16 protein-coding genes, 3 tRNA genes and 1 rRNA gene are annotated in these 16,877 nt (G+C 40.7%); 12 read left to right on the top strand and 8 right to left on the bottom strand.

Features of this window, described 5'->3' with window-relative positions; all coding sequences use genetic code 11:
* Window positions 1-2: 2 nt before the first annotated feature.
* Window positions 3-117, top strand: a 5S ribosomal RNA gene (rrf, locus tag H5200_RS18515).
* Window positions 118-283: 166 nt separating this feature from the next.
* On the opposite strand, the gene H5200_RS18510 is transcribed toward rrf, so the two are convergent.
* The 4 genes from H5200_RS18510 to uvrD all read right to left on the bottom strand — a co-directional run bounded on the left by H5200_RS18510 (window position 284) and on the right by uvrD (window position 6,513).
* Window positions 284-1,132, bottom strand: coding sequence for a chemotaxis protein (locus tag H5200_RS18510; RefSeq protein ID WP_182762159.1), 849 nt, complete (start codon window positions 1,130-1,132; stop codon window positions 284-286).
* Between the two features lie 66 nt (window positions 1,133-1,198).
* Window positions 1,199-2,203: an ABC transporter substrate-binding protein gene (locus H5200_RS18505; RefSeq protein ID WP_259399237.1), complete on the bottom strand. Its 1,005-nt coding sequence runs from the start codon at window positions 2,201-2,203 to the stop codon at window positions 1,199-1,201.
* Between the two features lie 73 nt (window positions 2,204-2,276).
* Window positions 2,277-4,370, bottom strand: coding sequence for a GNAT family N-acetyltransferase (locus H5200_RS18500; RefSeq protein ID WP_182762156.1), 2,094 nt, complete (start codon window positions 4,368-4,370; stop codon window positions 2,277-2,279).
* Window positions 4,348-6,513, bottom strand: coding sequence for a DNA helicase II (gene uvrD / locus H5200_RS18495; RefSeq protein ID WP_145242582.1), 2,166 nt, complete (start codon window positions 6,511-6,513; stop codon window positions 4,348-4,350). The genes H5200_RS18500 and uvrD overlap by 23 nt, the downstream gene beginning before the upstream one ends.
* A 327-nt stretch (window positions 6,514-6,840) precedes the next feature.
* Here uvrD and H5200_RS18490 point away from each other — a divergent pair, with 327 nt between their 5' ends.
* From H5200_RS18490 to H5200_RS18480, 3 genes are all read left to right on the top strand, one after another.
* A complete protein-coding gene (locus tag H5200_RS18490) occupies window positions 6,841-7,065 on the top strand; it encodes a hypothetical protein (RefSeq protein WP_145242571.1) in 225 nt (74 codons plus the stop codon).
* A 111-nt stretch (window positions 7,066-7,176) separates the two neighbouring features.
* The gene (locus H5200_RS18485) at window positions 7,177-7,545 is read left to right on the top strand and encodes a YacL family protein (protein WP_145242569.1); all 369 of its coding nucleotides are present in this window, start codon (window positions 7,177-7,179) and stop codon (window positions 7,543-7,545) included.
* 181 nt (window positions 7,546-7,726) lie between these two features.
* Window positions 7,727-8,350 carry a dUTP diphosphatase gene (locus H5200_RS18480; protein WP_149983053.1) on the top strand — a complete coding sequence of 208 codons (624 nt, stop codon included), beginning with the start codon at window positions 7,727-7,729 and terminating at the stop codon, window positions 8,348-8,350.
* Here the strand turns inward: H5200_RS18480 and yrfG are convergent.
* Window positions 8,347-8,997 (bottom strand): GMP/IMP nucleotidase, encoded by a 651-nt coding sequence (gene yrfG, locus H5200_RS18475; protein ID WP_145242565.1) that lies wholly within the window; start codon window positions 8,995-8,997, stop codon window positions 8,347-8,349. The genes H5200_RS18480 and yrfG overlap by 4 nt on opposite strands.
* A 61-nt stretch (window positions 8,998-9,058) precedes the next feature.
* On the opposite strand from yrfG, the gene nudE reads away from it, so the two are divergent.
* The 5 genes from nudE to H5200_RS18450 all read left to right on the top strand — a co-directional run bounded on the left by nudE (window position 9,059) and on the right by H5200_RS18450 (window position 11,018).
* Entirely contained in the window at window positions 9,059-9,631 is a 573-nt protein-coding gene (nudE, locus tag H5200_RS18470; RefSeq protein ID WP_179959231.1) for an ADP compounds hydrolase NudE, read from the top strand.
* On the top strand, window positions 9,624-10,421 hold the full coding sequence (gene cysQ, locus H5200_RS18465) for a 3'(2'),5'-bisphosphate nucleotidase CysQ (RefSeq protein ID WP_145242561.1): 798 nt from the start codon (window positions 9,624-9,626) through the stop codon (window positions 10,419-10,421). The genes nudE and cysQ overlap by 8 nt, the downstream gene beginning before the upstream one ends.
* 142 nt (window positions 10,422-10,563) lie before the next feature.
* Window positions 10,564-10,640, top strand: a tRNA-Met gene (locus tag H5200_RS18460).
* Between the two features lie 158 nt (window positions 10,641-10,798).
* A tRNA-Met gene (locus tag H5200_RS18455) sits at window positions 10,799-10,875 on the top strand.
* Window positions 10,876-10,941: 66 nt separating this feature from the next.
* Window positions 10,942-11,018 (top strand) — tRNA-Met (locus H5200_RS18450).
* Between the two features lie 374 nt (window positions 11,019-11,392).
* Here H5200_RS18450 and H5200_RS18445 read toward each other — a convergent pair.
* Both H5200_RS18445 and nfuA read right to left on the bottom strand, forming a co-directional pair.
* A complete protein-coding gene (locus tag H5200_RS18445; RefSeq protein ID WP_145242551.1) occupies window positions 11,393-11,665 on the bottom strand; it encodes a hypothetical protein in 273 nt (90 codons plus the stop codon).
* A 12-nt stretch (window positions 11,666-11,677) separates the two neighbouring features.
* On the bottom strand, window positions 11,678-12,253 hold the full coding sequence (gene nfuA / locus H5200_RS18440) for a Fe-S biogenesis protein NfuA (RefSeq protein WP_145242549.1): 576 nt from the start codon (window positions 12,251-12,253) through the stop codon (window positions 11,678-11,680).
* Window positions 12,254-12,398: 145 nt separating this feature from the next.
* Between nfuA and H5200_RS18435 the strand changes: the two genes are divergently transcribed.
* Window positions 12,399-14,951 (top strand): M14 metallopeptidase family protein, encoded by a 2,553-nt coding sequence (locus H5200_RS18435; protein ID WP_182762154.1) that lies wholly within the window; start codon window positions 12,399-12,401, stop codon window positions 14,949-14,951.
* 16 nt (window positions 14,952-14,967) lie between these two features.
* Here H5200_RS18435 and H5200_RS18430 read toward each other — a convergent pair whose 3' ends face one another.
* Window positions 14,968-15,669: a ComF family protein gene (locus H5200_RS18430; protein WP_182719106.1), complete on the bottom strand. Its 702-nt coding sequence runs from the start codon at window positions 15,667-15,669 to the stop codon at window positions 14,968-14,970.
* A 58-nt stretch (window positions 15,670-15,727) separates the two neighbouring features.
* Here H5200_RS18430 and bioH point away from each other — a divergent pair, with 58 nt between their 5' ends.
* Together bioH and H5200_RS18420 are read left to right on the top strand one after the other, a co-directional pair.
* A complete protein-coding gene (bioH, locus tag H5200_RS18425; protein ID WP_182719091.1) occupies window positions 15,728-16,465 on the top strand; it encodes a pimeloyl-ACP methyl ester esterase BioH in 738 nt (245 codons plus the stop codon).
* Between the two features lie 100 nt (window positions 16,466-16,565).
* Window positions 16,566-16,874, top strand: coding sequence for a hypothetical protein (locus H5200_RS18420; protein WP_145242541.1), 309 nt, complete (start codon window positions 16,566-16,568; stop codon window positions 16,872-16,874).
* Window positions 16,875-16,877: the final 3 nt, after the last annotated feature.

Below are 16,877 nucleotides of genomic sequence, written 5' to 3'. Positions count from 1 at the left end.
TGCTTGGTAACAATAGCGTTTTGGACCCACCTGACCCCATGCCGAACTCAGTAGTGAAACGAAACAGCGCCGATGATAGTGTAGCATTTGCTATGTGAAAGTAGGACATTGCCAGGCTCCAAATTGAGAAAGCCGCTTCAGAAATGAAGCGGCTTTTTTACGTCTGTAGGAAAGCTAATGGCTTCGAGCCGTCAGTATTAACCTTTGACATGCGTGCATTGCCATTTTTAATCTTGAGAAACTAGCGCCCTTTAAAAGGAACTGCTATCTAGAAAATGTACTTCTAAAACAACCCATATTCTGCTGTTTCTTCAGCATGTTGATGCATTAAGTGATCAGGTCTAAAGATTGCACTTGGGTCTATGAGTACGCTGTGTTTATTTTCCAGCTTAATAAGGCCACGCATCATATTCTTAGTTTGCGAATCAATATCAAAACCGACATCTGTGAGCTTATCTAACGGTTTGATATTTTCTTTTTTGTAGCTGATATTATCTTCGACTTTATCAACGAGTAAACCTATGTGAGGGGTTCTGCCATCTTTTGTGGTGAAGATGATAATGGGTTTATGATCGAGCAAGATCTGTTCTTTGGCAGATTCAAACAATCTGATGAGTTGCATGTAGTTGCTGTTACGCTCTATGCTCAGTTCAACTAGCGCTTGTTTTTCGTTGTTTTGTTTTACCAACTCGATTAATTTATTCGCTTTTGTATATAGCCGACTATGAGGGGTTTTAAAGCGTTCTATAATTGCTTTGAGATCTTCATTTTCAGTTTTGAAATGACTGTACCATTTTGCAAAATTTGACTGCTGAACGTCGGTATTATGATTAAACGGCTGATTATGTTTGATACTATTCTCTAGTGCAGTAAACCATTCTTGTTGCTTTTGTTGCCACTCGCTAAATAATTCGACTAATGATTGATTGGTTTCTTGTGTTGATTGTTTGTTGAGAATAATACCTAGATCAAATATTGGAGTGGGGGTTTCCATATAGTCTTTAACACCAATAAAACTTTTATTGTCGTTAGGTAATGAGGTTAAATTATCTTCAAAGCGTTCAGTTAAAAGTATGTCGAGAATTTTTAATGAAATTGTTTTCTGGCCTACTCTAAAATTAATTAAGTCCATAGTGTCCTCACCTCCTAAATATATAGCTTAATAATAGAACATTATTTAGAAAGCGCAGCTATTTTGTTAAAACACAGAGCGATAGACAGTATGCTTATTCTTATCAGTTTTATTGACGAATAACGCGTTTATTTGTTTATCTTCACTAAAAATAATATTTAGGCGCTGCATTAAACAATTATGTTGCAGTGGTTGCGGGCAGCGTTGTGCTGCGGCGCTAAACACCATTGCATTGAGATAGCCTTCAAAGTGCAGACGATTAGGTGTGTTAATTTGCGCTGCAGCCATATCTTTTAAGAATTCAGTGCACCAATAGGCGTTACATTTATTAGGGTTAGGGACTACTTCGGTCGCCATAAGTTTACTGGAGTATTTTAGGCGAGCAAATAAGTCATTGCTTGAGGCAAAAGATATGCTGGTGTAGTCAGGCATAAACTGTTGTTCATGGGCACTATTTATAAATTCAGATAATGGTTTGTATGTGCCTACTAAGCAAATGGCAGTAGCACCACTGGCTTTTAGTATTTCTAAGGCGCTCATTATCTCATTACTGTTTCGTTGATAGCGCGCGACTTTAACTGGCTTTAGATTATGTTTGGCGAGCGATTCTCGCAATCCAGATTCTACTACAAGACCAAATTCATCTGCTTGAATTAAAAACCCAATACGTGTGTGATTGTTTTCTTCGACTAGGTATTTTATTTGCTCGTCAGCTTCATCATCGTAGCTAGCTCTTATGTTGAATACATTAATTGTTGGCTGATAATGCAAAAATTTAGCGCCGCTGTAAGGCATTAAATATGGAATTTGCAGTTGTTCAAGGATTGGTAAAACAGCAAAGCTTGTTGGAGTTCCCATTGCACCGAATAGCGCATCTACTTTGTCTTGATAAATAAAGCGACGAGTATTACTTACTGCGCGTTTTGGTTCATAACCATCGTCGGCGACTATTAATTCTACGTGTGCTCCGTTGATACCTGCGTTTTTATTTAGCTTGTTAAAATAGATATTACTACCTAGGTAAAGTTGTTCACCAATTTGTTTGGCAGGTCCTGTTAACGCGGTAGACATGCCTAATTTTATCGCTGGCTTGTTCTCGGCATAGGCGAAATTGCTATGTGAAAATGAAAAGAAGAAAAGAACGCTAAGGTAATTTTTTAAGTAAGTATTGTTCATACCAATTAGTAACAGCCTGTTTGAATAGTTTATCGAGTGATTTTTTACCACGGATCTGTAAAACTATTTGTGCCTTTTGTGATGACCAGTTTTGTAATATTAGTCTAATAAAAAGACATTTGGTATTTTCATCGCAATTAGATAAGCTGCTTGGTGTGCACCAAAGTGTCCGCCACAATAAAGGTTTGATGGTAAAAATTTGGTAATCTGTTGTTAGTAATGCAGCTAGACGTGTATCTTGGATGTTATCAGCGTTATGTTGAGCACAGTCACGCAGTACTTGTTCGACTAATTGTTGATCTAACTGATTGAAATGATCAAGTAGTTGCAATGCAAAGTCTGATTGAAAATCAGTTTTCAGATTTTTAATTAGCGAGCTGCGATCAGTTAAACTTTTAGCCACAAGAGCTGCATGTTCTGCAGTCGCTTTATCTTGGATAAAGCCTAGTTTAACTAAACTAAACCCCGCCATTTGCCAAAACTTGAGTAGGCTCGCATTAGCGCCAAAGCTGGCTCCAAACCAGTCACAGCTCGATGCTAGTTGCTGTTCACAATGAGCAATAAGTTGTGAGCCAATACATTTACTATGCTGTGATGGAGCTACAGCAATGCGCACAACACGAGCACACAACCTTGTTAGTACGTCAGCATTAGCACTTAACTGTGCTAATGTTTGCGCCATCAAATGCCCCTGTGGGCGACGTTGACCACTAACAACCTGTTGACTCAAGTCTGCGGTTAAACCGCCTTCAATCGCAATTAGGCATACTGCAATAATAACGCCTTGTTGCTGACATACAAAGATGCGTTGCTCTGTCGCGTCGAGTAAGTGGCGCAAGTCATTTACGCTAGTTTGATAATGCGCTAATGCTAATAGCCCAATGACTTGACGCAGTAGTGCTTCATTTTCAGCAAGGTGTTGGGGAGTCAGTTCAGAATAGAGCAGAGCGCTGGTGTCTAGCGTAATATCTTGATAATCGGCGTCAAGTGCTAACAAATTACAAATATGCTGTTCTAGCGGATCATTCGCTGCGAAGCGAATTGGTTGCTCTAGAGTAACACTATGCATATTTTTATAATGTTGCTCTAGGTAACGTTTGAATTTTAAAGTATACCCGCGGCCATTCCCTTCATAACCTACCATAGTGCTGGCAAATATAATGCGGGGATAATGCGTGAGCATTTTAATTAATAATGGTACTGGGATCGCAGCAGCTTCATCAACCAACAATACATCACAGTCAGGTAGTTCATTTAGTAATTGATCGGGTGCGATATAATGCAAGTTGGCGAGTTGTTTATCCCGAGTTTGATAGCTTAATCCTCGTGCTGCGGCAAAGTGTTTAAAACAGCTGTGTAGGGCGTTAAACTGCTGTGCACAAATGAGTATTTTTTTATCGTTAAGTGTTGCAGCAGCAAGCCCTAAAGCCGCCGATTTTCCACGGCCACGATCTGCGCTGATCAATAAAGGGCGATTGGCTCTACCGTTGGCAGTTCTAATGATTTGCTCGATGCAAAATTGCTGTTCAGTTAGGTTTATTTTACCTGCTAGCTGGCTTGTTTCTGGTAACGTTTGCCAGCCTGATTGTTGGCTCAGGTGCAGATACAAATTACTCTGGAGTAAGCGTGCCAAGCGTTGGTTAAAATAACTCTGCTGTTGTTGTTGAGCAAATGATTGAAAGGCGGTCAGTGCTGGGTCACACCAATAGTGTAAATCATCAAGTTCTGGCAACAATACAATAAATAAACCGCCAGCCTGAACAGTGCCACTAAGAGCGGCAAATTTGTCTGGCACTAAGCCACTAAAACCGTCATAAATAACATGCTGAAATTCTTGGCCAAGAATTTGATGAGTATGTTCAGGCCAGCTACTGTCAGTGAGTTCGCCACTAGTTGATAATACCTTAACAAGCGGATGGCAAAGTTGCTTGAGTAACTCATTAGCCTGTTGATAACACCAGTTTTGTTCGCCAGTAATGAGTAGCAATTGCCTATGTTTAGCATAGGCAATTTGCGGTAGGATATTACTTATTAACGAGTTAAATGGCTTGTAGTCGTGCATAAACAGTTACTAACCACTTACTACCAAAGTCATCAAAATTCACTTGTACGCGAGATTGAGCGCCACTGCCTTCGTAATTAATGACCGTTCCCATACCAAATTTTGCATGTAATACGTGTTGTCCTAAGCTAAAGCCACTTTCTTCAAATACGGCATGACTAACTGATGAGCTAAATCGTCCTGCTGCGGGTGGTCGCGATACTTGAGTTTTAATACGAATTTCTTCAATACAATCTTCAGGCATTTCACGTAAAAAGCGTGATGGACTGTGGTACTTTTCTTGACCATAAAGACGGCGGCTCTCGGCATGGCTAATATAGAGTTTTTCCATCGCACGAGTCATCCCGACATAACAAAGACGACGCTCTTCTTCTAACCGACCTGATTCTTCATTACTTTGTTGAGATGGGAACATGCCTTCTTCAACACCAACCATAAATACGAGTGGAAACTCTAAGCCTTTCGCTGAGTGCAACGTCATCATTTGCACTGCATCTTCATGTTCTTCAGCTTGGCCATCACCTGATTCCAGTGAGGTATAAGCCAAGAATCCTTGCAGTGGTGAGCTAAACTCTTCATCTTCCGGGAGTTCGTATTGGCCACAGGCGCTGATCAGCTCTTCTAAGTTTTCTACCCGAGCGCGGCCCTTTTCGCCTTTTTCTGCTTGATACATCGCCATTAAACCAGATGTTTGAATAGCGTATTTCGCTTGCTCTTCTAAAGTGAGATCACCAATTTTATCTTCAATATGTTCTACCAGTTCAACAAACTTAGTAACAACCGTCGCCGCACGTCCTGATAAATGTTGTTGTTCTACGATGGCTTTGGCGGCGTACCATAATGGTAATGATTCGCTACGCGCACAATCGCGAATATGGCTTAAGGTCTTATCGCCAATGCCACGAGCAGGAGTGTTAATCACTCGCTCAAATGCAGCATCATCCTGACGATTACCTACGAGCCGTAAATATGCCAGTGCATCTTTAATTTCCTGACGTTCAAAGAAGCGCATACCGCCGTAAATTCGGTACTTCAAGCCTTCTTGTAACATCGCTTCTTCAAGTACCCGCGATTGCGCGTTACTACGATATAAAATCGCCGCATCTTGTAGGGCATTACCAGCGTTTAACCAGCTGCGTAATTTGCTGCTTACAAAGCGCGCTTCGTCTAATTCGTTAAAAGCGGCATAAACAGAAATAGGTTCACCATCATTGCCATCAGTCCAGAGGCTTTTACCCATTCGGTCTGAGTTATTTTGAATAAGTGCATTAGACGCTTTTAGAATCGTGGCAGTAGAGCGATAGTTTTGTTCAAGGCGAATAGTTTCGGCTTTAAAATCGGTCAAAAAGCGCTTAATGTTTTCAATTTTAGCACCACGCCAACCGTAAATACTTTGGTCATCATCACCTACGATCATGATGCTGTTGGTATCGCCGGCTAATAATTTAAGCCATGCATATTGAATGGTGTTGGTATCTTGAAACTCGTCTACTAGCATATGGGCAAAACGTTGCTGGTAGTGACGTAGTAAGGTTGGATTATTTTTTAGTACTTCAAAACTACGTAATAAGATTTCGGCAAAATCAACTAATCCTGCTCGATCACATGCTTCTTGATAAGCGGTGTAAACTTTAAGCATCATTTGTTCGTTGATGTCGTAAGCTTGGATATCTTTGGGGCGCAGACCTTCATCTTTCTTGGCGCTGATATACCAGCCAAACTGTTTTGCAGGCCATTTTTTGTCATCAATATTCATGGCTTTTAATAAGCGTTTGATCATTCTAAGTTGATCATCAGAGTCTAAAATTTGAAACGCTTCTGGTAAGTTTGCTTCGCGATGGTGGGCGCGCAATATACGGTGTGATAAGCCATGGAAAGTACCAATCCACATACCACCTACTGGTGCTTGAAGGGCTTGTTCAACGCGCGTGCGCATTTCTTTAGCTGCTTTATTGGTAAAGGTTACTGCAAAAATACTATAAGCGGAGGCTTGCTCAACCTGCATTAACCATGCGATACGATGAACGAGTACTCGAGTTTTCCCAGAGCCTGCGCCAGCAAGCACCAGCATATTTTGGAGTGGGGCTGCAACTGCATCCCGTTGTTTATCATTTAAACCGTCGAGTAATTCTGAAACGTCCATCATCACGCCTTTTCAATCAATATTAAAAGCAGTATAACAGGTGTTTTTGTTAGGCTAAATAAAATACTGTTTTTATAACCAGTTAATTTAATACATAGTCTAAAGGCTTTAAAAACTTAATGATTCATTTATAGTCATTTTTTAGCTAAGCTAGATCAATGGTGTGAAGTGATATCGCCAATTTGACTTATATTTAGTAAAAATCACGATTTTAGCTAGTTCTTTGTATTACTGTTGATTTTAAAGTATTGATTTTTAATAACTAAATAATTGGCATGAAGAATGTAAGTAGATAAGAATAAAATTAAATTAATAATTGAGGTTAACATGGCAGAGCAAGGTTCAGGCGGTAATGTTATCGCAGCGATTTGTAATATATTTTTCCCAGGTTTAGGGCAGTTAGTTCAAGGCCGGATCATGGCGGCAATTGGTTTCTTCCTAGCGTGGGTTATTAGTGGCGCGCTTATTTATGTTGCGATTGGTTTTATATTACTGCCGATCGTCTATATTTGGGCAATCATTGATGCCGCGCGGTTTAGATCTTATCGGTAGCTGTATCACTTCAAAGAATAGCGCTTTTTAGCGCTATTTTTGTCACTGGCTTTATTTATTCATAGCTGACTAGGGTATAATCCCGATCATTAGTTGTATTTAGGGAACCTTATGGAATACCAGTTTATACGTGATCCAATCAGTGGCTTACGTATCAAAATTAGCAGTGAACATGCTGTTATTGGCCGTTGGCTTAATGAAGAAATCGGTAAAGATAAAATCGCCATGGTGCAGGCTTTAATCGCCTCAGTATCAAGTAGTTTTGAGCCGTTAACGCTACAGGGCCAAGAAATTGATTTGATTTTAAATAAAGATGAAGCCATTTTTGAAGCCCATGCCTTGCATCAAGACTCTGAAGATTTATTTGCTTATCAAGACGATGAACTGATGCTTGAAGAAAATGGTTTAAGTAGCGGCTGTGGTTTTGAAGATTTTGTAGACCTGATTAATTCATGGCAAGAATTTACTACAGGCAGGTAGCCGTCAGTTTTCAGTTAGCAAAATATCCTCGGGTGCCGCGTAATGAAATGCCCTTAGCTATATTGGCAATATTTGTGTTAGCGACCTCTGCGTATTAACCACAATCAGTACGTAGAATCGATTTCATCGAAGAGTATTTATCTGTATTATTACGGCAATTAAAATAGTAACTGGAAGAGATATGTCTGCCAATTTAAACAAACTAGTGGTGATGCTAGAAATGCAAAATGCCATGAACACCAAAGTTCATGATCAATGGTTTAGCCAAGGCTTTGAATGGTATCGCGCTATTTGGGTTGAATGCGCTGAAATGCTTGATCATTACGGTTGGAAATGGTGGAAAAAGCAAACTCCAGATACCGAGCAAGTTATTTTAGAATTGGTTGATATTTTTCACTTCGGTTTATCGTTACGAATTGATGGTGAGACCAGTTATTTAGAGCTTGCTAAGCAGTTGGAACAACAGTTAAGTGCACCGCAACAAGCTGATGATTTCAAACAAACGTTAGAAATTCTCGCCGCGTCAGCCGTCGCTGAGAAAACCTTTAATGCCGCAGCCTTCGCTGGATGTATGGCGCAAATAGGTATGGATATTGATGATTTATATCGAGGCTATGTAGGTAAAAATACGCTTAATTTTTTCCGCCAAGATCATGGTTATAAAGATGGTAGCTACATTAAAGAATGGCATGGCAAAGAAGATAACGAGCATTTAGTTGAGGTCGTTAAAAGCCTGAATACGGAACATGCTGATTTTGCAAAGCTTGTATATCAAGGCTTAGAGGCTCGCTACCCTAAAAATTAAGGCAGCATGTCACGAAAATCAGTGACGCTCAAATAGTCACTGATTTCATTGTGCGGTTGTTTACTATCTGGGTTTGCAACCGCCAATAAATGGCCAATACCATATTCTTTTGCGGCGTTTAGTACCGCTAAACTGTCGTCAACGAACAGCGTACGCTGCTTATCAAAACCTAAATCGAGTTGTACTTGCTGCCATAAGCTTTGCTGCTCTTTACTCACACCATATTGATGAGTCGACACCACACCATCTAAATAGTTATCAATATTGGTTTTTTCAAACTTGAGCATGACACTTTCCGGGTGTGCGTTGGTAAGTAAAATCAACTCTTTACCCGCTTTTCGCAACGATGTTAAAAATGCTGGTACATCCTCACGCATTTTAATGAGGTGCTGATGCTGATATTTTAGCTCCATAATAGGTAAATTAAGTTGTTGTTCCCAGTAATCTAAGCAATACCATTGGATTTGACCGCTAACGGCTTGATAGCGTTTTAATATATCCGCTTGGGCTTGTGCCAAACTAATATTCTTTGCGATAGCGAGTTGCTCAGGGATCACTGTCAGCCAAAAGTGATTATCAAAATGGAGATCGAGCAAAGTGCCATCCATATCTAGCAGCACAGTATCGATTTTTGACCAATTTAACATAGGAATTTCATCTTATAGGGTTTATTATTGAACTAACTGCCATGATAGCAAATTAATGCCAATGACACAGAAAAAGCACCCAACACCACCACAAATTCTTCGCACCGAAGTTGTTGCTAAAAGCCGATTATTTACGGTGGAATCACTTGAATTAAAATTTTCAAATGACGAACAGCGTCAATACGAACGGATCCGCGGCGGTGGCCGAGGGGCTGTAATGATAGTGCCATTAACAGCTGATAATGAATTACTGTTAGTACGAGAATATTGTGCTGGCACTAATGATTATCAACTAGGCTTCCCAAAAGGCTTAATTGATCCTGGTGAAACACCAGAACAAGCAGCAAACCGAGAATTAAAAGAAGAAGTTGGCTTTGGTGCTGAGCAACTTCAGCCACTTAAAGTGGTTTCAATGGCACCCAGTTACTTTAATGCGACTATGCACATATTGTTTGCGCAACAACTTTATCCGCAAACTTTAGTTGGGGACGAGCCAGAACCATTAGTGGTTGTTAAGTGGCCATTAACCGATTGGCAGTCATTATTACAACAATCAGACTTCACCGAAGCACGAAGCGTTGCAGCTTTGCTATTATTAACTAAGCATTTAGAATCAGGAGCTGCGAATGATTGAATTACTTGAGCCATGTATTGAGCTTGCGCAAAGCGCTGGTGCTGCGATTATGGCTATTTACAAGAAAGATGATATTGGCCAGCAAGAAAAGTCAGATCACACACCTGTCACTAAAGCCGATTTAGCCGCTAACGATGTGTTAGTTGCTGGATTAAAAGCACTAGCGCCAGATATTCCTATTATGTCAGAAGAAACACCAATCCCTGCTTTAGCAGATAGGCAAGATTGGCAGCGCTATTGGTTACTCGATCCAATGGACGGTACCGGTGAGTTTATTTTAGAAAGCGGCGACTTTGCGGTAAATATCGCTTTGATTGAAAACAATCGCCCAGTGCTTGGGGTGATTTATTGGCCAGCGAAAGAGACAACTTATTTTGCCAGTTATCAAAATGGTGCATTTAAGCGTGTTGATGGCGTAGAGCAGCAGATCAATGTTGCCACTCCAGATAACTTAACTTTGGCTGTTAGTCGTCGTCAAAAAATTGAAGCTGTTAGTCAATACTTGAACGCGCAGTTTACAACAGTTGCTGTAGGTTCATGCTCTTTAAAAGCATGTATTGTTGCTGAGGGTAAAGCTGACTGTTTTTTACGGATAGGGCCAACAGGTGAGTGGGATACGGGAGCATCGCAAATAATTGTTGAAGAAGCAGGTGGCTGTATTACTGATGCTGAATTTAATCCATTAACCTACAATCAGCGTGAGAGTACAGAGAACCCTGACTTTATAGTGATGGGTCACCCTGATTGGGAGTGGCAAAAAATGATCAGTCCACACCAAAGAGCGCTTTAATTACTCTATTTGTTTGCTTTTTGTTCGGTTGAACAGCTTTAAGCAGTTTAACTGTTGCATTATAATATGATTCCTATACTATAGCGCTCTCTTCGAAACAGGCTCGCAAATAACGCGAAACCGTTGAAAAAGAAATTACAGGCGCGGGATGGAGCAGCCTGGTAGCTCGTCGGGCTCATAACCCGAAGGTCGTCGGTTCAAATCCGGCTCCCGCAACCAATTTTCTTAAATGATTTGGTGCATTGGAAGTTTTAAAAGGTCGTCGGTTCACTCTTCACCTTTCACAGCTCCCGCAACCAATTCTTTTAAAGAAGCGGTTACTGTAAACTCTTGGTGAGAGTTAAAAATCACTAGTCGATAGACTTAAAATATACAGGCGCGGGATGGAGCAGCCTGGTAGCTCGTCGGGCTCATAACCCGAAGGTCGTCGGTTCAAATCCGGCTCCCGCAACCAATTCTTTAGTGAGTTGGCTGACTTCTTTAATTAAGTAAGAAGTAAAATAACACTTAATATTTCAGGCGCGGGATGGAGCAGCCTGGTAGCTCGTCGGGCTCATAACCCGAAGGTCGTCGGTTCAAATCCGGCTCCCGCAACCAACTGAAATTACAATTACAATTTAGAATATTAAACAGACACGCCTAAAGCGTGTTTTTTTATGCCTGAAACTCAGTGAAATAAATAGCTCGTCGGTCTCAGCTCTACATTAGCCAGCAAAGGCCATCTATTTAAATCCGGCTCCCGCAACCACTGAAATCAAGTAATAATGAATCGACACTCTTAAAATGAGTGTTTTTTTATGTCTAAAATTCAGTGAGTGCGAAAATTGGGCTACTCATAACCCGAAGGTCGTCGGTTCGTTCTTCATAAACTCAGGCTCCCGCAACAACTGAAATAAAGTACGACAAATTAAATAGGTATTGTTGATGAGTGCTTTTTCATGGCAGTATTTTGATAGAACCTAGAGCTTTGGCTATTTCCAAAGATCAGGATCTTCTTCTGGACGGGAATCTTTTCTGTCTAATACCTGCGAAAAGCGATTAGCAAAGATACCTAAGTAGCCCCAAGCGGCGAAGAATAGTGCTATGGCTAAAATTACTAAGCCGATGATTTGTAAGCTGTAGTGGCTATAATAGCCGAGGGTGATTAATATCACGGCTAGCACAAACAGTGCTAGGCCGCGTAAAAAGCGCTTTAAGCTGAGCTTAGGCTCTGAACCTAAGCGATATATCAGCGGCTTTAGCATGACTGCCTACTATTAATAGTAAGAATGATCGCCAGCTTTGTGATCAGTAATATCAGCAACACCGGTGATTTCATCGAACTTAGCAATCATTTCTTTTTCAATGCCTTCTTTTAGTGTGACATCGATCATAGAACAACCATTACAGCCACCGCCAAATTGAAGAACAGCAATACCTTCAGCAGTTACTTCTACAAGGCTTACTTGGCCGCCATGGTTAGCAAGCTGAGGGTTAACCTCTGTTTCTAACATGTGTTGAATACGTTCGTTAAGTCCTGCGTCATCACCGATTTTACGGGCTTTAGCATTGGGGGCTTTAAGTGTTAACTGGGTGCCCATTTTATCGGTAACGAAATCGATTTCAGCTTCTTCTAAAAATGGCGCGCTTTCTGTGTCAACTACAGCATCAAAGCCGTTAAAAGGAAGACGAATATCGGTGGCTTCTACTGCATCTTCAGGGCAGTAAGATACACCACATTCCGCTTGTGATGTGCCAGGGTTAACAACAAATACGCGAATATTTGTTTTTTCAGCTTGGTCAGCTAATAATTTTGCAAAATGCGATTGTGCGGTTTCGGAAATAGAAATCATAAAACAACTATACTTGACTAAATTACTCGGATACTGGTTATCATACTCCGCTCATCGCGTTGTCGCCAGTGTTGAGCGTAAAAATTTGGCATCTATTTTAAGCAATGGTAGCGTGCAAACATTGATCATTTACTGAGTGTTTTCTATGCGTTTGATAATAACAATCTTTACACTATTGCTAAGCTTTTCTTGTTTAGCACAACCGCTTTCATATTATTTCAATGATGATGTGAAATTTGATCCAACGATTCCCACTCCAGAGCAGGTTTTAGGCTATGAAGTCGGGCAGTGGCACGTACGTCATGATCAACTCGTTCGTTATATGGAAATATTGGCACAAAAAAGTGACCGTATTAATTTTGAAGTCATTGGTCGTACCCATGAGCAGCGCCCGCTCGTTATGCTAACTATCACCGCAGCTGATAAGTTGGCGAATGTGGAGCAAACACGTAAGGCGCACTTGGCGCGTTTAGCCGATCCAGAAAAAGCCAAAGAAACCGATCAGCCAGCGGTCGTTTGGATGGGTTATAGCGTTCATGGCAATGAATCTTCTGGTAGTAATTCAGCCTTGCTGGTGGCATATTATTTAGCTGCGGCGCAAGGTAAAGAAATTGATACGCTATTAAATAACACGGTTATTTTACTCGATCCTTCATTAAACCCCGATGGTTTAGCACGCTTTGCGAATTGGGCGAATAGTAATCGCGGTATGAACTTATCGTCTGATCCACAAACTCGGGAGCATATTGAAAGCTGGCCAAGTAGCCGTACTAACCATTACTGGTTTGATTTAAATCGTGATTGGTTGCTGCTACAACACCCTGAATCACGTGCTCGTATTGCTAAGTTTCATTACTGGAAACCCAATATTCTTACTGATTTCCATGAAATGGGTCCCAATAGCACGTTTTTCTTTCAGCCAGGTATTCCATCACGTAAGCATCCGATCACCCCTGATGAAAATGTCAGTCTCACGAAGGCAATAGGTAACTATCATGCCAAAACATTGGATGAACACAACGCGTTATATTTTACCGAAGAAAGCTTTGATGATTTTTACTATGGCAAAGGTTCAACTTATCCAGATGTAAATGGTGGTGTGGGTATTTTATTTGAGCAAGCAAGTTCTCGTGGTCATCTGCAAGAAACCATAAATGGACCGCTGAGTTTTGCATTTACGATTAAAAACCAGCTGCTTACGAGCCTATCTACATTTCAGGCTGCGATAGATAATCGCCAAGCATTACTCGATTACCAAGCTAGTTTTTACAATAATGCTATAGAGCTTGCTAATGATGAAGATTATAAAGGTTATGTAGTACAAGGCGGTGCAGATACAACACGTAGCGCACTTTTTTTAGATTTACTGAAACAGCATCAGATCAAAGCTTATCCACTTAATAAAGCAGTAAAAGCGGATGGTAAGAATTTTTCTGCGAAAAGTTATTTTGTGCCATTAGCCCAGCCGCAATATCGCTTAGTTAAAGCCATTTTTAGTGAGCAAAAGCGTTTTGTTGATAACACTTTTTATGATGTATCCGGTTGGACGTTAGCCCACGCTTTTAACTTGGAGTTTGCAGCAATCAAAAGTGGCTGGGGCTTAGACGTTAGTAAAAATGCATGGCAACAGCCTGAAAAAACACAATTTGCTGAGTTAGATGCACAGTATGCGTTTGGCTTTAAATGGGATAACTATTTAGCTCCGAAAATGCTTAATAAATTATTACAGCAAGGTGTGCAAGCTCGTGTGGCGCTCAGCTCGTTATCAGCTAAATCGCTTGCAAGTACACAGGAATTTGCTGCGGGTAGTATTATTATTCCTGCTGGGATTCAAAAAAATCCGCAATGGGTGTCGTTATTAAATAGTGCACAAAATGAGTTTGGTATTGCGATTACGCCTATTACTTCTGGCTTAACGGCAAAGGGTGTCGATTTAGGCTCGCGGACGTTAGCGGTAGTTAAAGCGCCGAAAGTATTACTCGTTGGTGGCCAAGGGACTAGTCAATATGAAGTAGGTGAAGTGTGGTATTACTTAGATCGCTTTGTTGGTGTGGCACCTACCATTGTGGAAATGGAACGTTTTGGTGATCTTGAACTTAGTGATTACAGTCACATTGTTTTGGCTCATGGAAATTACAATAAGCTTTCAGATGCTGACAAAATAGCAATTAAAACTTGGGTACGTAAAGGTGGAGTTATTTGGGGCCACAAAGGTGGGGCTAAGTTTTTAGTCGATCAACAACTATTAAAAACCAGTTATTTATCACGCCGAGATGTTGCCAGCGCCTTCAAAACGGATGGCTTAAACTATGGTGATAAAGATCATCTAGCTGGGCGTCAACGTATTGCTGGAGCGATATTTAATACTAAAGCCGATTTAACGCACCCACTTACTTTTTCATTACAGCGTGACACCTTACCAGTATTTAAAAATAGTACTTGGTTACTTGAAATGTCAGCTGCACCATTTGTAAATGTGTTGCAGTATACGCAAAAGCCATTACTAGCTGGCTTTACCGATGATGTGAATGTTGAGCAAGTAGCGGGAGCGGCTGGTTTAGTGGCACATTCGTATGGTCGTGGCAGTGTGATTGGTATGACAGATGATCCGGTATTTAGGGGCTATTGGTACGGCACCAGTCGTTTATTGAGCAATGCATTGTTTTTTGGTCACACATTTAGAGCGAATGCCGATTAATTAATTAGCTTAAGTATTAATGACCTAATGGTGTTAAGCAGGTTACAAATGCCCAAACTTGCTTAGCACCAGCCTTTTTAAGGGCGACGGTAGCAGCATTAAGAGTTGCTCCTGTGGTCATCACATCATCAATGATAGCAATTGTTTTTCCGCTCATATCGGTATTACATATAAATGCGCCATGTAAGTTTTTTACTCGTTTAGCTTTGCTAAGTGATGACTGTGCTTGGGTTTTCTTTGTACGCTGTAAACTCTGAGAATCAATATTTTCATTTACTAAACATGGCAACCAGCATTGTGATACTTGGTTAAAGCCTCGCTTTAAAAAACGCTGCTGATGTAGAGGTAAAATAATAAATAAATCTGGCCATATTTCGCTATTTTTTTTACTAACAGTCAGTTGCTGGCTAATAATTAACGACAATGCGTTTTTATAATGAATTTGGTTACTAAATTTAAGTTGCGTGAGCCAACCATCGAAAGGGGGACGATACCACGCGCAAGCGAACAGGTAATCGAATTGGCAATCAGGAAATAACTCAACCACATCTGGGCGATACAGTAAATTAGCATGTGTGGTTATATCTAATAGCGGCAAATCAGCTAAACAATGTTCGCATAAACTATGTTTGGTACGGATAATACTTTGGCATTGCACACAAAAAGAAGGAAAAAACCAATCGCCCAGCTGTTGAAAACATTGATGAAAAGCAGTCATTGCATTCATTCCCTCAAACGCTATTATGAGCGCTAAGTTTGGAGCAAGGTTATAAAAAATGCAAAATGAGCTGGTGTTATTACATGGTTGGGGGATGAATCAAGGCGTATGGCAGTTGATCTTGCCGGAGCTTCAATTTATGCATAACGATACAGTACGCAGTGTTGATTTACCCGGTTACGGTAATAATCAAGCATCGCCAAAGCCGTATACTTTGCATGCCGCTGCATTACAATTAAGCAATCAATTACAGCCAAACACTACCTTAATGGGCTGGTCTTTAGGTGGTTTATTTGCTCTTTATATTGCAAAGCACTGGCCTGAAAAAGTCGCGAAAGTGATATTAGTTGCTGCAACTCCATTGTTTGCTGAAGGCGATGATTGGCCAGGAATTAAAGCAAATGTATTAGCTGCATTTAAAGAGCAGTTAGTCACTCATCGTGAGAAAACCATCGATCGCTTTTTGGCAATACAGGCGATGGGCAGTGAAAATGCCCGAGATGATATTAAACAACTTAAACAGTTACTCAATGAATTTCCGGCTCCACAAGAGTGTGCATTAACTGCTGGTTTGGATATTTTACAGCAAGATGATTTACGCGATGCTTTTGCCTGTTGTCCAGTGCCGATCCGTGCTGTATTTGGCCGTTTAGATGCATTGGTACCGTATCGCGCAGTAACCAAAATGAAAGTTTTAAAACACGATTTTGAGTATGAAGTGATCGATAAAGCGTCACACGCACCTTTTATATCCCATAAAAAAGAGTTTTTATCTGCCGTCAAATCAATGCTTTGAAAAGTAACTTTACGGTGGTTTGAAAAACTCTGCAGTAAAGCTTTATTTTGACTGTTTTATGAGCGATAATTAACCAATATATCATTGGTGGAGGTGTTGTATGCCAATCGGATCTGTGTTTAATAACGGTGTTGAAGGTTTTAATCGTGCCAGTCAGGGTATAGAGAAAGCCAGCGCAGAAATAAATCGCGCCAGCATTGAGCAACAAGACGACGCCCAGCTTGCCCAACAGCGCCAGCTGCAAGCTGCTCGTCCGGAAGAAGCGGTAACCGCTCCTGTTTCACAACCACCACGTATTGATGAAGCCTTGGTCAATTTAAAGGTCGAAGAGTTTAATGCCAAAGCCAATACGCAATCAATTCAAACCGCAGACGAAGTGCTGGGGACTTTGATTGATATTCGTGTTTAATTT

Source organism: Pseudoalteromonas sp. SG43-7 (assembly GCF_014164295.1).
GTDB lineage: Bacteria > Pseudomonadota > Gammaproteobacteria > Enterobacterales > Alteromonadaceae > Pseudoalteromonas > Pseudoalteromonas rhizosphaerae.
Note: the sequence above shows the minus strand (reverse complement) of the source record. Positions and strands in the feature narration are given on the sequence as shown.

Coding starts and splice junctions, on each gene's coding strand:
- H5200_RS18485 (WP_145242569.1), top strand. CDS start 7,177: ATGGAATACCAGTTTATACGTGATCCAATCAGTGGCTTACGTATCAAA.
- H5200_RS18505 (WP_259399237.1), bottom strand. CDS start 2,203: ATGTCTACCGCGTTAACAGGACCTGCCAAACAAATTGGTGAACAACTT.
- uvrD (WP_145242582.1), bottom strand. CDS start 6,513: ATGGACGTTTCAGAATTACTCGACGGTTTAAATGATAAACAACGGGAT.
- bioH (WP_182719091.1), top strand. CDS start 15,728: ATGCAAAATGAGCTGGTGTTATTACATGGTTGGGGGATGAATCAAGGC.
- H5200_RS18490 (WP_145242571.1), top strand. CDS start 6,841: ATGGCAGAGCAAGGTTCAGGCGGTAATGTTATCGCAGCGATTTGTAAT.
- yrfG (WP_145242565.1), bottom strand. CDS start 8,997: ATGTTAAATTGGTCAAAAATCGATACTGTGCTGCTAGATATGGATGGC.
- H5200_RS18420 (WP_145242541.1), top strand. CDS start 16,566: ATGCCAATCGGATCTGTGTTTAATAACGGTGTTGAAGGTTTTAATCGT.
- H5200_RS18500 (WP_182762156.1), bottom strand. CDS start 4,370: ATGCACGACTACAAGCCATTTAACTCGTTAATAAGTAATATCCTACCG.
- H5200_RS18480 (WP_149983053.1), top strand. CDS start 7,727: ATGTCTGCCAATTTAAACAAACTAGTGGTGATGCTAGAAATGCAAAAT.
- nudE (WP_179959231.1), top strand. CDS start 9,059: ATGACACAGAAAAAGCACCCAACACCACCACAAATTCTTCGCACCGAA.
- cysQ (WP_145242561.1), top strand. CDS start 9,624: ATGATTGAATTACTTGAGCCATGTATTGAGCTTGCGCAAAGCGCTGGT.
- H5200_RS18435 (WP_182762154.1), top strand. CDS start 12,399: ATGCGTTTGATAATAACAATCTTTACACTATTGCTAAGCTTTTCTTGT.
- H5200_RS18430 (WP_182719106.1), bottom strand. CDS start 15,669: ATGACTGCTTTTCATCAATGTTTTCAACAGCTGGGCGATTGGTTTTTT.
- H5200_RS18445 (WP_145242551.1), bottom strand. CDS start 11,665: ATGCTAAAGCCGCTGATATATCGCTTAGGTTCAGAGCCTAAGCTCAGC.
- nfuA (WP_145242549.1), bottom strand. CDS start 12,253: ATGATTTCTATTTCCGAAACCGCACAATCGCATTTTGCAAAATTATTA.
- H5200_RS18510 (WP_182762159.1), bottom strand. CDS start 1,132: ATGGACTTAATTAATTTTAGAGTAGGCCAGAAAACAATTTCATTAAAA.